This window comes from Lepagella muris, assembly GCF_004793975.1.
Classification (GTDB): domain Bacteria; phylum Bacteroidota; class Bacteroidia; order Bacteroidales; family Muribaculaceae; genus Lepagella; species Lepagella muris.
This window is the reverse complement of sequence record NZ_SRYB01000015.1, coordinates 19735-36093: the sequence shown is the minus strand read 5'-3', so window position 1 is coordinate 36093 and position 16359 is coordinate 19735. Positions and strand designations below refer to the sequence as shown.

General features: G+C 49.5%; 6 protein-coding genes. All 6 read right to left on the bottom strand.

All coding sequences use genetic code 11. The features are described 5' to 3' along the window. Nucleotides 1-8: 8 nt before the first annotated feature. Complete coding sequence (locus E5331_RS11005) at nt 9-2876, bottom strand: SusC/RagA family TonB-linked outer membrane protein (protein ID WP_135984846.1); 2868 nt, start codon at nt 2874-2876, stop codon at nt 9-11. Between the two features lie 24 nt (nt 2877-2900). Next, nucleotides 2901-4814: a RagB/SusD family nutrient uptake outer membrane protein gene (locus tag E5331_RS11000; RefSeq protein WP_135984844.1), complete on the bottom strand. Its 1914-nt coding sequence runs from the start codon at nt 4812-4814 to the stop codon at nt 2901-2903. A 25-nt stretch (nt 4815-4839) separates the two neighbouring features. Beyond that, entirely contained in the window at nt 4840-7974 is a 3135-nt protein-coding gene (locus E5331_RS10995) for a SusC/RagA family TonB-linked outer membrane protein (RefSeq protein WP_123481152.1), read from the bottom strand. Between the two features lie 101 nt (nt 7975-8075). Further along, entirely contained in the window at nt 8076-9791 is a 1716-nt protein-coding gene (locus tag E5331_RS10990) for a glycoside hydrolase family 43 protein (RefSeq protein ID WP_123481153.1), read from the bottom strand. Between the two features lie 689 nt (nt 9792-10480). Beyond that, nucleotides 10481-12103, bottom strand: a complete 1623-nt coding sequence (locus E5331_RS10985; RefSeq protein ID WP_275441180.1) for a sialate O-acetylesterase — start codon at nt 12101-12103, stop codon at nt 10481-10483. Between the two features lie 80 nt (nt 12104-12183). Then, a complete protein-coding gene (locus E5331_RS10980) occupies nt 12184-16245 on the bottom strand; it encodes a hybrid sensor histidine kinase/response regulator transcription factor (protein ID WP_135984842.1) in 4062 nt (1353 codons plus the stop codon). Nucleotides 16246-16359 lie beyond the last annotated feature (114 nt).

Sequence of the window (16359 nt, the reverse complement as noted above, 5' to 3'; positions counted from 1 at the left end):
TGCTTTCATTAGAAATTGACGTTAACACCGAGATTATACGAACGGCACTGTGGTGATCCGCCTACTGAAGTCTCTCTGTAAGCACGATTCTTGCCGATGAGAAGGAGTGAATTGCCGTTGACATAAAGCTGAAGACCCTTCACAAACTTCTGGTCGAACCATTTTGCCGGGAAATCATACGTCAGCTGCACCTGATCAAGTGAGAAGCAGTCTGTATCGTATGTCCAGAAATCGGAAGTCACGAAGTTAAGCTCATCATTGTTCTCTGAAGTAAGACGTGGATACGTGGCTGTCTTAGCTGTCTCCGGAGTCCAACGTCCGCGAACGATCGGAGTATACTTACGGTCGCCATACACCCATGCTGCATCATTATTGATAAGACCGGTGCCGCCGGCATTGCCCGAACCTGCAACAAAGAGAGTGAACCCTTTGTATTTGACGGTGAAATTCAGACCGTAGGTCCACGGAGCACGCCATTTGCCGATCTCCACCTGATCCTTATAGTCGATGATGCCATCCTCGTTGATATCCTGATACTTGAGATCGCCGGGCTTGGTATTGTTGTTGATCACCGCGCTGCTTGCAATCTCCTCCTCGCTCTCGAAGAAACCGAGACAACGGTAGCCTCTCATAGAATTGGCATTCGCGCCCTCCTGTTTCAGCCAATCGTATTCCACGGTCTCACTGATGCGGAGGTTCTTCGTAGTGGCATACATCACGTTGGCTCCAAGGCTGAACTCTACAGGACCGAAATCCTTCTTGAACTGCAGACCGAGATCAAAACCTGTGACACGGCGCTTATTGTAGTTGATCCATGGAATGAATGAACTGTTGGGCCAATAGGTAGCCATATAGTTAGGATAGAGATTCGTAGCCTGGATGGGGAGTCCGTCAATATCGATATTGAAGAAGTTGCCGTTCAATTTCACCATATCATTAAGGAATCCGGCGTTCAACCCGAGATTGAACTCCTTGCGCTTAACGAAGGTGAGATTGGGATTGGCACCCTGACGCGACTGGAATGACTGGATTGTGTTATGACCGTCGTTCCAACCCCACCAGTCGCCCTCTGCGGTGTACTTGTTATCCCAGAGGTAGTAGCTGTTGTCAGCTTTCTGATTATCATTTTCTCCGGTAGTACTGAGGATGTCGATGTCCTGAAGAATCTGACCGTAGGTGGCATTGATGCGAAGGTCGCTGATCACCTCGTTATCCTTGAGGAACTCCTCATTGCTCAGACGCCAGCCGATGCTGCCGACCGGTGAGAAACCGTTGCGGTGTCCCGGTGCAAACTTTGATGAATGGTTGATCGCGCCGTTGAACTCAGCATAATATTTGCCGGCATAGTTATAGGCTGCTCTCAGGGCAAGACTCGCATTGGTGTCGCGGTGATAGCGTCCCGTGTAGCTGCGCTTGTAGCCATGAGCCACGAGCATACCCTCCACGTTGTGAACGTCTTCAAATGTACGCTTGTAGTCAAACTGACCGGAGAACATAAGGGTCTGACGTTCTGACGATCCGCTGACATTCTGTGTGCCGGAATTGAGATCATCGCCATATTTCACGAGATGGTCAATCACGTCCTTGCCGTTGTAGCTTGTCCAATATGCCTGATATACCGCATATTTCGGATCGATTGAGGTGGCATAGTAAGTATTGTAGTCCACTGCGCCACGTCCTGTGAAGGAAAGACCCTCTGTGATCTTGCTCATGTCGATCTTGATGCCGGCATCAAACTGGAGCTGACGGGTGGTTGCCTTTGTGTAGCCTCCGGCATAGAGTGCTGCAAACGGGTTGGTCTGCTGCTCCTGTGTGCCGCCGATCAGATATTTGCCGTCAATCAGATAGCGGGAGTTATTGGCAAGAATCCAGCTGTTCTCATCGCTCTCCTCTATTGCGTCGATAGGGATCAACGGAACGAGGGGGTTGGCACCAGGCACTGTCGGACGCATCGTGGATGCACTCCCCCAGAAGCCGGAATGGTCATAACGGTTGTCGTAGAATGTCGCGCTCGTATTGACCCAACCGGAAACCCAATCGTTGAGGAAGAGGTCGATGTTACCACGCACGTTAAGACGTGTCGTGCCGTTATTCTTACCCTCACCCACTTTCAGAAGGTCGTCGGCATGATAGATACCGACAAGGGCATAGAACTTGGCAAACTCACCACCGCCGACAAACTCTGCCTGTCCCTCATATTTCATCGACTGCTTCTTCAGATAATCATCCGAATAGAAGTTGATGTCGGGATAACGGAATGGATTGCGTCCGGAAGCATAGTTATAGATATCCTCGTCGGTGAAGGCAAGTTCCCTACCGTCGTTGGCACGTGCCTCGTTGTAGAGGGTCATGTATTCAGCCGCGCTGAGATATTTCTGATAACGCTTGGGCACGCTCATGGAGATGTTGCCACGCACGTTGACCTTGAGACCATTCACGTTGCCGCGCTTGGTCGTGATAAGGATCACGCCTTTTGAAGCCTGGCTACCATAGAGCACCACTGCCTGCGCGCCCTTCAGGAACGAGATTGACTCTATCTCCTGAGGAATCACGTTGTTGGCATCACGGGGAACACCATCGATAAGCACGAGAGCACCGCCCTGGTTCCAAAGTTCGCCGTCATAGCCGGTCACGAGTGCCTGCATATTCTCAAGGCTATAGGTGGTGTAGCTCTTCTTCTCCAGATCTGCCACATTCACCGTAGAGACTCCGCCAAGCACATCGGATTCGTCAGCCGTGCGGAACACGAGCTGCACCTTCCTTTTCAAAGAGTCGTTCTCCTGTGCTGTCTCCGCTTCAAGTGCCAGAGCATCAGGCGCCAGACAGAAGGCAGCGGCGGCTGCCACAGGATATATGATTTTATTTGATTTCTTCATTATTGATTTCTTTTAAGGTTATGATCACCATCCGGGATTCTGTCCGAATTCCACATACATGGAAGTGTCGTCTATCTTCAGGGGAAGCCAATAGTGTTTCTCCGTGAAATTACGGGTCAGGATAACCTCCTCATGGAAACCGATCACCTCGTTCTCACTCGGATCCTTGATATTGACACCCTTAGAAGAGTCTGCCTCAATACCTGTCAGGTCGCCTACACGTGTGAACTCCTGTGAAGTCTTGATGGTGTAGGGATATTTGTCGATCAGGAGCCAACGGCGCAAGTCGTTGAAGCGATGAGCCTCAAATGCAAGCTCCACGGCACGCTCACGGCGCAACTCACTCATGAATGAGTCAAGATTTCCTGTGAACTTGGCATTGACATGCTCAACTCCCGCACGGTCGCGAATCACGTTGACAGCATCAAGGGCGGAAAGAGAGCAGTTGGACGATTTGCCTGCCGGCGCACCGGTGGCGTTGCAAGCTGCCTCGGCATACATCAGATAGATATCGGCGAGACGCATGTAAGGGATAAGCATGTGGTTGTTGGCACCCCAGTTGCCGGCTCCCTGATTGTCCCACTGGTTGAAGTCGTCGCGGACAAACTTATAGTTGAGATATCCTGTGCGGCTTCCCTCACTCGGGCTGCGGAGTGCTCCTCCGGTGTAGAGAGGCGCGTAACGCACGGGATCTGCCTGCTTGTTGCCTCCGAGTTCAAGTTTACAGCCGTCGAAACGGATGTCGTGGTAGAAACGCGGGTCACGTCCCTTCCAGGGGTGCTGCTTGTCGAAACCGGAATAGGGATCGTCAAGAGGCAGACCGTTTGCCATGCCGTAGTAGTTGACGTAGTTGGCGGTCGGCTGGTAGCATGTGCCGGCGGTGGTGATCTTCTTGCTGCCATAGTCGTTGGTCTGTCCCCAGTTCGAACGGTTCCAGTCGGGCGACGGGTTACGGTAGATAGCCTCTGTAGAGCCGGGCATCAAACCACCCTTGGCGTGGGTGAGGAACAGTTCCTTATAATCCTTGAAGTCTACAAGAGCGTACTGTGTCTGTCCCGATTCAACGAGAGAGAGCAACTCGCCGAATGCCTCGGCTGCGCGTTTACAGAAATCGGCATTGTAGCTTCTGCCATTGTCGGAAGCATAGTTCATCAGTGGACTTCCTGCCCAAAGAAGATTCTTACCGAGATAGCCGAGAGCCATTATCTTATTGATGCGAAGGTCGTTGTTACCGCGTGTCGGAGCTCCTGTGGAGGTTGTGTCCCAGTTGATCGGGAGAAGGTCGGCGGCTGCCCTCAGGTCTTCCGCTACCTTATCAGCACATTCCTGATATTTCAGTCGCGGAAGTGTGAGCTTGCCGCTGCCGAGCACCTCATCGATATAAGGGAGACCACCGAAATACTGCATCAGCTGGAAATGGAAGAATCCACGGAAGAAGAGAAGCTGACCCTTAATCATATCCTTCTGCTCTTTGGTAGCCTCTGTCAGAAGGTCGAGGTTAGCAAGTCCGAGGTTTGCCTTGCGGATGCCATACCAGCTACCTTTCCAAAGGGTGGGATGCCACGACACGTCGGCATATCTGCCGGTGTCAAAATTGTTGATATCCATGAAGCCGCACGCCCAGCCGTCATGCTGTGCCTGCCAGCCCCAGAAATCACCGTTGTCTACCTTCGCTCCCATCATATAGGTCTCGTTGATGCCGATAATCTCGTCATCACCCCAGTTGAAGGAGTTGTTCCAGTAGCAGGTCGTGAAGTTTGGCACGCAGAAATACAGTTCCTCCACGAATCCCTGGAAATTCTTGAAGTTCTTGAATGCCTCCTCAGCCGAAAGCTCACTCTCGGGTGCCTTGTCGAGATAGTCGGTGCATCCGGTCAGCGGCACACATGCGATACCGGCGACAAGAAGAGGAAATATATATTTTTTTAATTTTTTCATGCTTAATTTTTCTTGATCGTGTAGATTAGATGTCAAATCTGATACCAAGGTTGAAACGACGCACTGTAGGATAAGCACCCTGAGATGCATTGCCTGTGCCGGCGAAGTTTGACTCACGGTCATCAGGCATTCTCGACCACTGCCAGAGGTTGTTGCCGTTGAGGAACACCTTCAGATTGCTCAGTCCGAGACGCTTGATCCAACCATCTGTCCATGTATAGGCGATCTCCATGTTCTTCAGACGCACGTAGGAACCGTCGTAGTGGTTGAAACGGTTGTCCCAACCATTATAGTAGTTAGGAGTGGAGTTCCATACCGGGAGAGGACGGTTCGGGTCGTTATCGCCGACACTCCAGAAATCAACTCCTGAATACAGTGTGTTGAGATTGCCACGGAATGAATCGAATGTCACGGTGCGCTGCACGTTGGTCACACCATAGAACTGCACGTAGAAGCTCCATCCTTTCCAATCAAGACCGATTGTGGCGTTGTAGGTGTTTTGCGGAGTGCCGCTGTAGCCATAAGGTGTGGAGTCAGAGCTGTCAATCACGCCGTCGCCGTTGTAGTCCACCATGATGGGCTGACCGGGAAGTTTCTGATTGTCGTTGGTGTTATGCTTAGTCATTGCGATGACGTCATCCCATGTCTGTGCATAGCCGGCATCATAGATGATGTGGTCCTGACCGATCTGGAAACCTGTGCTCTTACGATAAGCCTCTTTCAATTCCGGGTCATCATACTCAAGAATCTTGTTCTGAGAGTGGGTCATATTCAAGTTTGCCCAGAGATGCATATCATTGGCGAAGGTATGATTGAAACGGAGTTCCAACTCAAAACCGCTGCTCTGCACCTTACCAAGGTTGGCAGTCGGCGCACTACCACCGAAGTATGAGGGGATTGCTCGGCTTGAACCTGCAACGAGGATGTCGCGGCGACGCTCCTTGAAGAATTCAAGAGTACCGTTGAACATGCCGTGGTAAACAGTGAAGTCGATACCGAGATTCTGCTTCAACGCCTTCTCCCAATGGATATCAGGGTTGCCTATAGATGCCTCCTTATACCATGTGTAGGGTGATTTCTGACCATTGACGGTAGAGAATTGCTGCTGATTGTCTACGATAGCCCACTGGGTTGCATATATCCAACGTTCCCACACGTTGTCATCGCCGACCTCACCGATTGAGTAACGGATCTTGAAGTTGTCAAGCCACGGGCGGCTCCACTCCATGAATTTCTCCTCGCTGAGACGCCAGCCGACAGCTGCAGAGTTGAAGAAATCGAAACGGTGCTTACGGTCGAATTTCTCTGAACCGTTGTATGCGCCGTTATATTCGAAGAAATAGCGGTCAGCATAATTATAGGTGGCACGGAATGCCCAGTCCTCACGATAGTGGGGGAACTCCGAACCTGTGGCACGTTCATTACGGTTGAATACGCCCATAGCGGTCACGTCATGCTCACCGAACTCGCGTCCCCAGAAGAGCTGTGCCTGATAGAAGAGATTTCGCTGGGTCTCCCAGTCGCGAACCGCGCCTGATTTGGAGCTCCATTTCATATCCTCGTTGAAGTCAAGACCGTTTGTGCCGGTGGTCTGTGCCCATGTCACTTCGCCGGTCTCCGGATCAATCCATTTGGTCTGTGCAGTATACCAGTTCTCGTTGATGCCTCGCTCTGCCTCCACCATCACGTTGTCCCATGAAATGGTCGCGCTTGCGCGAAGACCCGGGGTGATGAATGCAAGATCCTGGTCAAGTGTAAAGTCGGTATTGATGCGGGTAGTTGTAACGTACTCGATACCACCTGTCGCGATACCCTGCAAGCCGTTGGGTGCTCCCTGTGAGTTGGAGGGATAATAACCCCACGTGCCGTCGGAATAGATAGGAAGATATGCATCCGGTGGAGCACTATAGGCGGATTGCCAGAGCTGGGTAGTTGCCCAATCGCTGTCGCCCTTACCCCACGGTCCCTTTCTTTCTCCGTGTGATCCGGAAAGGTTGACCTTGAACGTGGTTGAGCGGGTGATCTGGAAGTCAAGGTTCGAACGGATATTGATTCGGTTGAAGCCGAAGCCGCCGTTATAGCCACGACCTACGTCTACTGTCTTGTAAAGGTCGCCCTCATGAAGGAAGTCGATGGCTGCATAATACTTAACGAATTTTGTACCACCACGAACGTTGATGTTGGGGTTGTACGCCATTGCCGTTTTCTTAAACATCTCGCTCTGCCAGTCAACGTTGGGATAACGCTCTGCCTCCTCAAGATTAGCGGGGTTGGCATACTTGTTGATGATTGACTGCGGCGTCATCTTCTCCCAAGAATCCGGGCTGAGACCAAGCTCACGCTCAATGATCTTATTTCTCATATAGAGAGCTTCAGGCGAACCTGCCACGCCGGGAAGTTTTGAAACCACCTTCATTGCGGCATTCACAGAGACGCCGATTTGTGCACGACCCTCCTGACCACGTTTCGTGGTGATAAGGATTACGCCGTTCGCACCCTTCACACCGTAGACCGCTGTAGCTGATGCGTCTTTGAGCACCGACACTGTCTCAACGGAGCTGATGTCGACCGAAGTCATCGGACGCTCAACACCATCCACGAGGACAAGCGGATCAGAACCGTTCCATGAGGTCTGTCCGCGGATCACAATCTTTGGATCCTCCGCGCCCGGCATACCGGTAGACGACATTGTGGTGACGCCCGGCAGATTACCGGTCAACGCTGCACCGACGCTCGACACACCGCCGGCACGGGCAAGGGTGGCTCCCGAAGTCTGGGCGATTGCACCGACAACAGAGGCTTTCTTCTGCTGTCCGTAGCCTACCACCACAAGCTCTTCAAGTGCCTCATCGCTACTCTTCATAACGATATTGACCACTTCTCTTGAATTGACCTTCTCCGAAGTCTGGTTCATGCCGACATACGTGAATGTCAACACGTCTTTCTTCGGGTTAGGCACCTCAATCTTGTACACACCGTCAATGTCTGTGACGGTTCCTCCGGCTACACCTTCCACCCTAACGGTAACGCCGATCAGGGGTTCCCCCGTGTCGTCGGTCACCGTGCCGGTCACTGTGAAGGCAAGTGCGGATGCAGAACACAATCCGACCATTGCCAGGACCAGTGTCAGGGTCCGGAGCAGATCTTTGATCTTTTTCATGCTGTAGGTAAATTAAATTATTATTTAAGGTCTATGACTCGCAATATAGTATAGATATAGGCATAGTTTTAAGGCCATATTGCCCCTATCCTTTCCAATCCTCAATCCACGTCAGAAGCATACATCCCGACAACGGTGCCCGTGAAGCCACCGGCATCTGCCGTGGAAGTGTAGCCGGCGTCTACTTTGTCAGCAAGGAGGTTCCAGGTGGCGCCACCATCGGTGGAATAATGGAACGCATAGTTTGCTCCATCCCCCTCCACCTTAAGATTCACAGTAGGCAATTCCGCATCAATGGCAGTCTCTGCTATAGTGGATACTCCGGTGTCGGAAATCTTCCTGACCTCAAGTTTATGACCATCATCCTTCTTTGTTCTCGCGAGGAGATACTGATGAGTCTCATCTTTCAGGATAAGGAGTCCGGCACACTGGCTATCCTTCTCCGGAACGAAAGTCATCTTCGTGTCTGCCGTAAACTTGTGGTGGTTCAGACGGCGGCATACGTAAGGAAGAACTGCCTTCTCGCTTGATTTGACATCACCGCATTTTATGGTCAGGTAACCCGGATTGCTCTTCAATGAGTAATAATCCTCTGCCGGACCGCGGAGTGTCATCCATTCGTGGTTAAGAACAGAATCTTCAAACTCATCATGACGTTCGTAATTACCGAATGTCACCTTCTCTCCTCTCTTTGCTCCAGGTTTGTTGACCACCAGCGGAACCTCCTTACCATTCTCCAGGAAGACAGGCCAGCCATCCTCTGTCCATTCCACCGGGAGAAGGAATGTCTCGCGTCCGAGATTCTCCTTGCCGTTCTCGGTGGGGCGGCAAGCAAGGAACACTCCCCACCAGTCACCATCTTTAGTCTGGATAAGGTCAGCGTGACCAGCGCAAGTGACCGGGTTCTTGCGTCCCTTGTCAAGAGTGCGCTGAGTGAGGATAGGGTTACCGCTGTATGCCACGTATGGACCAAACGGTGTCTTACCTCTATATATCACCTCACTGTGCCAATCGCCTGTGCCACCCTCGGCAGTCATGAGATAATATTCTCCGTTCACCTTATATATATGGGGTCCCTCACACCAGATCGGTTTCTCCTCCGGACGACAACCCTTATTGACTACAATCTTACGTTCACCGACGCATTTGTCAGTGGCAGGATCAAACTCCACCACTCTCACAGTGCGGTGTCCGGGATATTCCGCTTTTCCATCGGGAGCATCATCATTATTGACGATATATCCCTTGCCATCCTCGTCGAAGAAGAATGCCGGATCTATGCCCTGCACTTCGGGAAGCATGATCGGATCGCTCCATTCGCCAAACGGATCCTGCGTCTTGACGAAGAAATTGCCATCACCTACGTTCGTCGTTATCATATAATATGTCTTGTTCGACGGATTGTAGGAGATAGCCGGAGCAAAGATGCCGCCGCTCACATGCTGCTTCTCCATATTGCGGAGCTGCGACGGACGGCTAAGTATATGACCCACCTGCTCCCAGTTGACAAGATCCCTGCTATGGAACAGGGGCACCCCCGGATAGTAGGTGAACGAGGACGTTGCCAGGAAATAGTCACCCTCCCCGTTGGTGCATATCGATGGGTCGGAATACCAGCCGGCAAGTACAGGATTATAGAAAGAGCTCTCATCCGGCAACGGGGTAGCTTTGTAAATATCATCATCCCCCTTATAAGAGAAGGAATCAAAAATCGCTACCGAGCTTTGTGGCTCAATCCCACCTGTTGACGATGTGCAGCTACCGAACGTCGGGAGCAGCAAAGCAGTCATGGCTATTAGAGTCAGTTTCTGTTTCATGTGATTAGTTTTAAATTCGATTGCAAAATTACCACATCCGCACGATTAACACTTTTTCACATCTATTTATTTCTTTACAATTCGTAACATGCACTTTCAAATTTGTATCAAATGCTTTATTATTTGTATAATTTCATAATTTCTCAATTTACCTCACAGTTTAAATAAATACATAATTCATTAACTTATAATATTTTATATGATTTTATAACAAAATATACGTTTCTTGCGAAAAACAACTCCGGCAATACTCCCATATCGGTATTATCCGAGTCTATACAAGATTGGCAATGGAAGAAACAAACAGTGAAGGTGGAGAAACGCGATGGAAAACGTGTAAAAAAAAGAGTTCCGCAGATAGTCTCTACGGAACTCATACCTAAAACATCCAACCAATTTTTACCTTAGAATCTCATTAGATTAAACTCATGTAATGAAAATAATTTACCCAAACAACCTATATACTACTTAATATTTATTCATCAATAAAACCTATCATGTACTCTTCAAAATCCTATATCCGGAAGCTTCACGCCTCTGATCCACCATCCGGTGACGTACAGGAGATATAATCTTCCGATATTGCAAAATTATAAATATTCCTGCAAACGGATTTTACTATTTGTATCAATAATATTTGAATACGTAATATTGATTTTAATATTTGAATCAGAATCTTGCATAATTGTTTATTTTAGGGAATTGGTGCTGAGAATCTTCTCCGCCACCCGCGTGCCGGGCGTCTTCTTATCCCTTGGATGAATGTCGTTCCACTCCCCTATATCGCCGTTTTTGATCCACCATGTCCTATCTGTCTCATCTGCCGCCGCACGCTGTGCGTCACGCATCTCCTGCCAGCTCTTCCTACCGTATTTGTCGTCGGGATGTAGGAAATCGGCAAGTTCCACGATATAGAATGGCATCTCCGCATCGGAATATGCGTTACGCCAATCCTTTATCAAGCTTTTCATAAGCGATTTGTATTCACCTCGAATATCCACGTCTGATTCACCCTGATACCATACCACTCCACGGAACGGAATGTTCAGGAAAGGATGTATAAGACCATTATACAGCACGGAGGGGGTCTGGAAAAAGTCGGTCACAGAGGGTGTAGGCGGCATCTCTGTGCCGCGACGATGCTTCCATTCCCCTTCCAACGATACTTCCGAACCATCATTGAATATGATCTTATGCGGTTTATCTGTAACGAAATGTGGCGTGCCGCCGTTACTCACCACCCGCACGCACACAAGATTATCCCCTGACGTCAGCACACCTTCCGGGATCTGATATATGCGTGGCGGATATTGATAGGCAGTGAAGCCCACAAACTTGCCGTTGACCCATACGGAATCTGCATCAACTATACATCCGAGACGCAATTCTGCACGTTCTCCCGATTTTTCTGCCGGGACAGTCACTTTCTTTCGCAACCAATGTGAGCCGTTGACAGCCTTACCATCTTTCGTGCCCCACTCCTTTCCCAACAATTCCACCGTATTCCATTCGGTATCATCAAGTTGAGTTGAATTCCATTTCTCCCCCTTATAACCGGGATCATCGGCATTCATTATGGCATACCAAAGATTTTGTGCGCGACGCTCCCCTGCTCCAAGCTGCTCACGGTATTTATTATCGGCTGAAATCTGAAGACGGTGCTTCCTCTCGGGATAATCCTCGAGAGCATCATCGCTCAACCATGCCTCTATACGCGAACCACCCCAACTGGAATTGACAATACCCACAGGCACGTGACCATTCTTCTCATAAAGCTCCTTACCCATGAAATAGACCAAAGCTCCAAACTTCTCGCTCTCTCCGGGGATTGCTTTCTTCCATATAGCAGCCGAAACATCCTCTTTTTCAGTATCAAAGCTATATTCCTTGGGGGTCTTAAACTCCCTGACGTTTGGATTTTTGTAAGCGGCGACCTCCTCGCGGAAAAAATCGAGAACCCTGTTGACGGGAAGCTCCATGTTGCTCTGTCCGGAACACAGATAGACGTCGCCTATCAATACGTCGTTGATACTCTTGTCGTTGACAGTCATGACATACGGTCCGCCCGCCTTCATAGGCGGCAATGTCACACTCCAAGTGCTGTCGGGAGCCGCCACTGTCTCCTGTTTCTTACCTGACAACGACACCTTCACCCTCTCCCCGGGATCTGCCTTGCCCCATATCTTCAACGGCACGCCGCGTTGCAACACTACTCCGTCTGACAGTACCGACGGCATACGCACGTCGGCATATACATCACCCCAGGCGAGTGCCACCAATGCAGCACCCGCGATTCCAATCTTAAATCTCATATTGTATATTAATTTATCCCGGCTCAACCAAGGAAGCCGGGAAGGGTTAACTATTTATTCTCTGTGCGCGATTCTCCGCCTCAGTTGGCTCCTCCCAATTTCCCTATGGGCATACTTCCCATATCCTCCGGCTGCGGTATCTCTCCCTTTGCCGACTTCATCTTATACTCTGTTGGCGTATAGCCCGTATAATTCTTGAATGCCGTGGAGAAATGAGAGGGAGAGGTGAAGCCCAAGGTGTAGGCAAGCTGCGTAACACCTGCCTCTCCCTTCTGAAGTACCTCACAGGCACGCCTCAGACGCAACGTGCGGATAAAATCGCTCGGGGTCATCCCTATGAGGTCTTTCATCTTGCGGTGGAGATGAGCGCGACTGATCCCAACCTCCTGAGAAAGAAGTTCAACGTTAAGCTTCGGATTATCGATATAGGTGTTGACAACCTTCATTATTCTCTCCAGAATCTGGTCATCACCATTCTTCATCTCCGGAATGTCGTCATTACCTACCTTATCCTGAATGCCGGAGAACTTGCCTTTCATTCTCAGACGATTGTCAATCAGATTGTCAATCATCATCTCCAACTCCTCCAGATTGAAAGGTTTGCCGAGATAGCCGTCGGCACCCCGATCCCAACCTGCCATACGGTCAGCTACGTCGTTCTTGGTGCTAAGGAGTATCACGGGGATATGATGAGTCTCGGAATTGCTTTTCAATCTACGCAATAACGTCAACCCATCCATGCCGGGCATAGCCACATCACTGATGATCAATTCCGGAGGATTATCTATAATCTCCTGTAATGCCAACTCTCCATCCGCCACACCGGTCACGAGATACCTGTCGCCGAGATACCTGCAAAGATAATCGCGAAGTTCCTGATCATCATCCACCACCATTATATTGCGCATGATGGATATATTCTTAGGTTTCTGCTGGTTGTCTGGCACCTTATCTGACATCGGGAGGATATGGCGCGAGATAAACGACCAGTCCTTATCCTTGATATCAGCAGATTCCTCGTCATCCTCTATTATGAAATCGTCATCACCGTAGCACGTCTCGTCAATAGGCAGACGCACGGAGAAGACGCTCCCCTTGCAGCCATCCTCGCGGTTCTTTCCGGATATGACTCCATGATGCAGCTCTACAAGACGTCGGCACAGGTCAAGACCGATCCCGAATCCCCCATGAGAGGACTTACCCTCCTCTCTACCCTGATAGAAACGCTCAAATATGCGGGCTGCTGTCTTAGTGTCGAGTCCGATGCCGGTGTCAGTGACACTGATCTCAATTGACTCCCCTATCACCTCATCCACCACCATATTGACATCCACAGAGATGGATCCCCCCGAGGGCGTATATTTTATGGCATTGGAGATAAGATTAACAAGCACCTTGTCAAGTTTGTCGCGGTCAATCCACATCTGTGGTACGTCGCCATGCTCCATATATGTCATGTCTATATTCTTCTCCGCCGCCTGCGGTTTAAACATCTCGACAAGCTCCTTGACGAAGTTGTCCACATCGGTAAGACGGCAAGAGAGATGCATCTTCCCTTTCTCCAGTTTCCGGATGTCAAGCAACTGGTTGACAAGACTCAATATGCGGTTGGCATTACGGTGCATAGTATGGAGCTTACCTTTGACATCATCATCAAAAGGCTTAGTCATCAGAGATTCAAGTGGACTGAGTATCAGCGTAATCGGTGAGCGTATGTCGTGCGACACGTCCATGAAGAAACGTATCTTGGCATCATTCTCCTGCTCCTCACGCTTATGCTTCAATATCATCAGTATCAGCACCACAAATACCACTGCGATCATGAGATACAGGATCTTAGCGGTGGTCGACAGATACCACGGGGAGGAGATTCTGACCTTTATGGATATAGGTTCCGACATGGTGTCGTTCTCCACCCCCTGCATCTCAAGCGTGTATTCTCCGGGATCAAGATAAGGCAAATAGATGACACTCTCTCCGGGTCGCGTGCTGCTCCATTCCTTCGACTGACCGAGCAGACGCCAGCGATACGAGATGTTTGAACCGTCGCGGAAGTCCTTGGTAGAAAGCTGAAACATCATGGAATTGTTGCTATATGGAAGGCTCAATACCTCCGGCATCACCGGATTGCCCTCTATCACATTCTTATCCCCTATCTTGGAAGCACCGGTAAGCTTATTTCCATTAAGATAGATAGCCGATACCCTTATCCCCGGTATGTCGAAATCATAAAGCTCGCCTCCGGGTGTGAAGGTGGTGATGCCGAGATTGCTGCCGAGATACATGATGTTGTTATCAGGGGAATACACCATGTGTCCGAAAGTGGTCTCCATCATACCCCTCCCTCCACGGAAAGAGATGATTGTGTCGGTATCCGCCTTCTTGTAGGATATACCACGCATCGACCCAAACCATTTCACCCCGTTGGCATCCTCCGACATGCTGCGTATCTCATTCTCTATCAATCCATCATGATGAGAATATTTCCGAAGGAATCCTTTTGTCGGATGATAATGAATGAGTCCTTGACTCGTGGCTACATACACAGACCCATTCTCCCCGGTGGTGATAGCTGACGACACTCCCGACATGAAAGGCAACTGATCTACCTTTATCAGGGAATCTGCCTCAAGATCGTAGCATGACAATCCGCTGTATAACCCAATCCATATCTTGTTGTCGGGGGTACGGTGGAAGGTGTTGATATAATAGTTAAGAAGCTTCTCCCCCTGCGAATCGCACTCAAGCCAGGTGGTGTGGCCTGTATTTCTGTCGTAACGCATCACGCCTATACCATGGGCTGCAATAAACAACTCCCCGGCACGTCCGTGCTCTATGACTATCTTGGGATAATTTCCCGGAATATCTATCAATTTCCGCAGATTGCCCGACGGCAGAGACAACTCCCATATACCATCATCGGCAACACCCACAAGCATCTTGCCATCGCCATCGGGAAGCAGGAAACTGGCGGTGTGCATATCGGGCATCTTTGTCTGCATCAACACCTTGCCCCCTGGGGAGAACATGACAATTCGACCTTTATCGATGCTGACCACCACATTCCCATTCCATACCGACATGGCGTTGATACCACCCTTGTAGTTGGGGAAGCTATCTGAAATACGCCTGTAAAAGAAGGGCTGCTTACGGGCAGGAACCATGACTATGCCGAAATAATTGCAGCCAAGCCATAGATTACCCTCTTTGGAGGAATAGACTGCCCCGACCGACAAATCCCCTATATTAAGGAAAGGGGAATAGATGTCGTCACATTGTTCAACGCGGGAACTGCCGGGAGATACACGCCATATACCCCGTCCCCAAGTAGCAGCATACACCACACCATCGCTACCAGGCGACAGGCTCTTGATGTTGATCCTCGAGTCTGAATCCAGACATGACACCTCATTGGAGTTCACATTATATCTATAAACTTGGCAAACATCGCTCACGAGGATATTCCCATCCCTCTCCACAGCCATGGAATTAATATAGCCTGACGAGATCTGAACCGTTTTTACTGATCCGTTCTTTGAAATCACCGACAGCACTCCCTTATGCGACCCGGCATACATGCGTCCGTCGGGAGAGGCGCACAGATAATTGTAGTTTTTCTCCTCCGGCATATTATGCATGTATCTGATCGCTTTCGGCTCCCCATCCTCATCTCCAATCACGAATATGCCCACTCCGGAGACTATGAATGACACAGTGCCGTCAGCCTGTTCTGCCATTGAGATGATGTAGCCATTGAAATCTAACGATGGAAGTTTGATAAGCCGGAATGAGTCGGTGTAATGATCATAGAGATTAAGTCCGTTGGCAGTCGCCACCCATAATCTTCCCGATGAATCACTCAAGAGATCAAGGATACGGTTATCGCTGATTGAATTTTCCGATGTTGGATCAGGGGTATATATGTCGTAGTTGTTGCCGTCAAAACGCAACAACCCACTGTCTGTGCCTATCCAGAGAAATCCATCCTTATCTCTACTGAATGAGGTGTAGTCGCTTGCTACAGAACCGGGAGAGGAATAAAGCCATCCTGTGCGGCGCTCCGGAACGGAATCCGAACTTATCGCATCGGCGGCAAAAATAAATGTAGAAATTATCAGAAATAAAATTTGAATTAATTTCATGGTTCGGTTTTTTATCTCTGCAAATTTAATAATTATTCTCTTTTTGTTAGCAAGAAATACCTCATATAAACCGCCAATATTACAAATACGAAAGCAAATGTTACAAATTTGAAA

Coding starts and splice junctions, on each gene's coding strand:
- E5331_RS11005 (WP_135984846.1), bottom strand. CDS start 2,876: ATGAAGAAATCAAATAAAATCATATATCCTGTGGCAGCCGCCGCTGCC.
- E5331_RS11000 (WP_135984844.1), bottom strand. CDS start 4,814: ATGAAAAAATTAAAAAAATATATATTTCCTCTTCTTGTCGCCGGTATC.
- E5331_RS10995 (WP_123481152.1), bottom strand. CDS start 7,974: ATGAAAAAGATCAAAGATCTGCTCCGGACCCTGACACTGGTCCTGGCA.
- E5331_RS10990 (WP_123481153.1), bottom strand. CDS start 9,791: ATGAAACAGAAACTGACTCTAATAGCCATGACTGCTTTGCTGCTCCCG.
- E5331_RS10985 (WP_275441180.1), bottom strand. CDS start 12,103: ATGAGATTTAAGATTGGAATCGCGGGTGCTGCATTGGTGGCACTCGCC.
- E5331_RS10980 (WP_135984842.1), bottom strand. CDS start 16,245: ATGAAATTAATTCAAATTTTATTTCTGATAATTTCTACATTTATTTTT.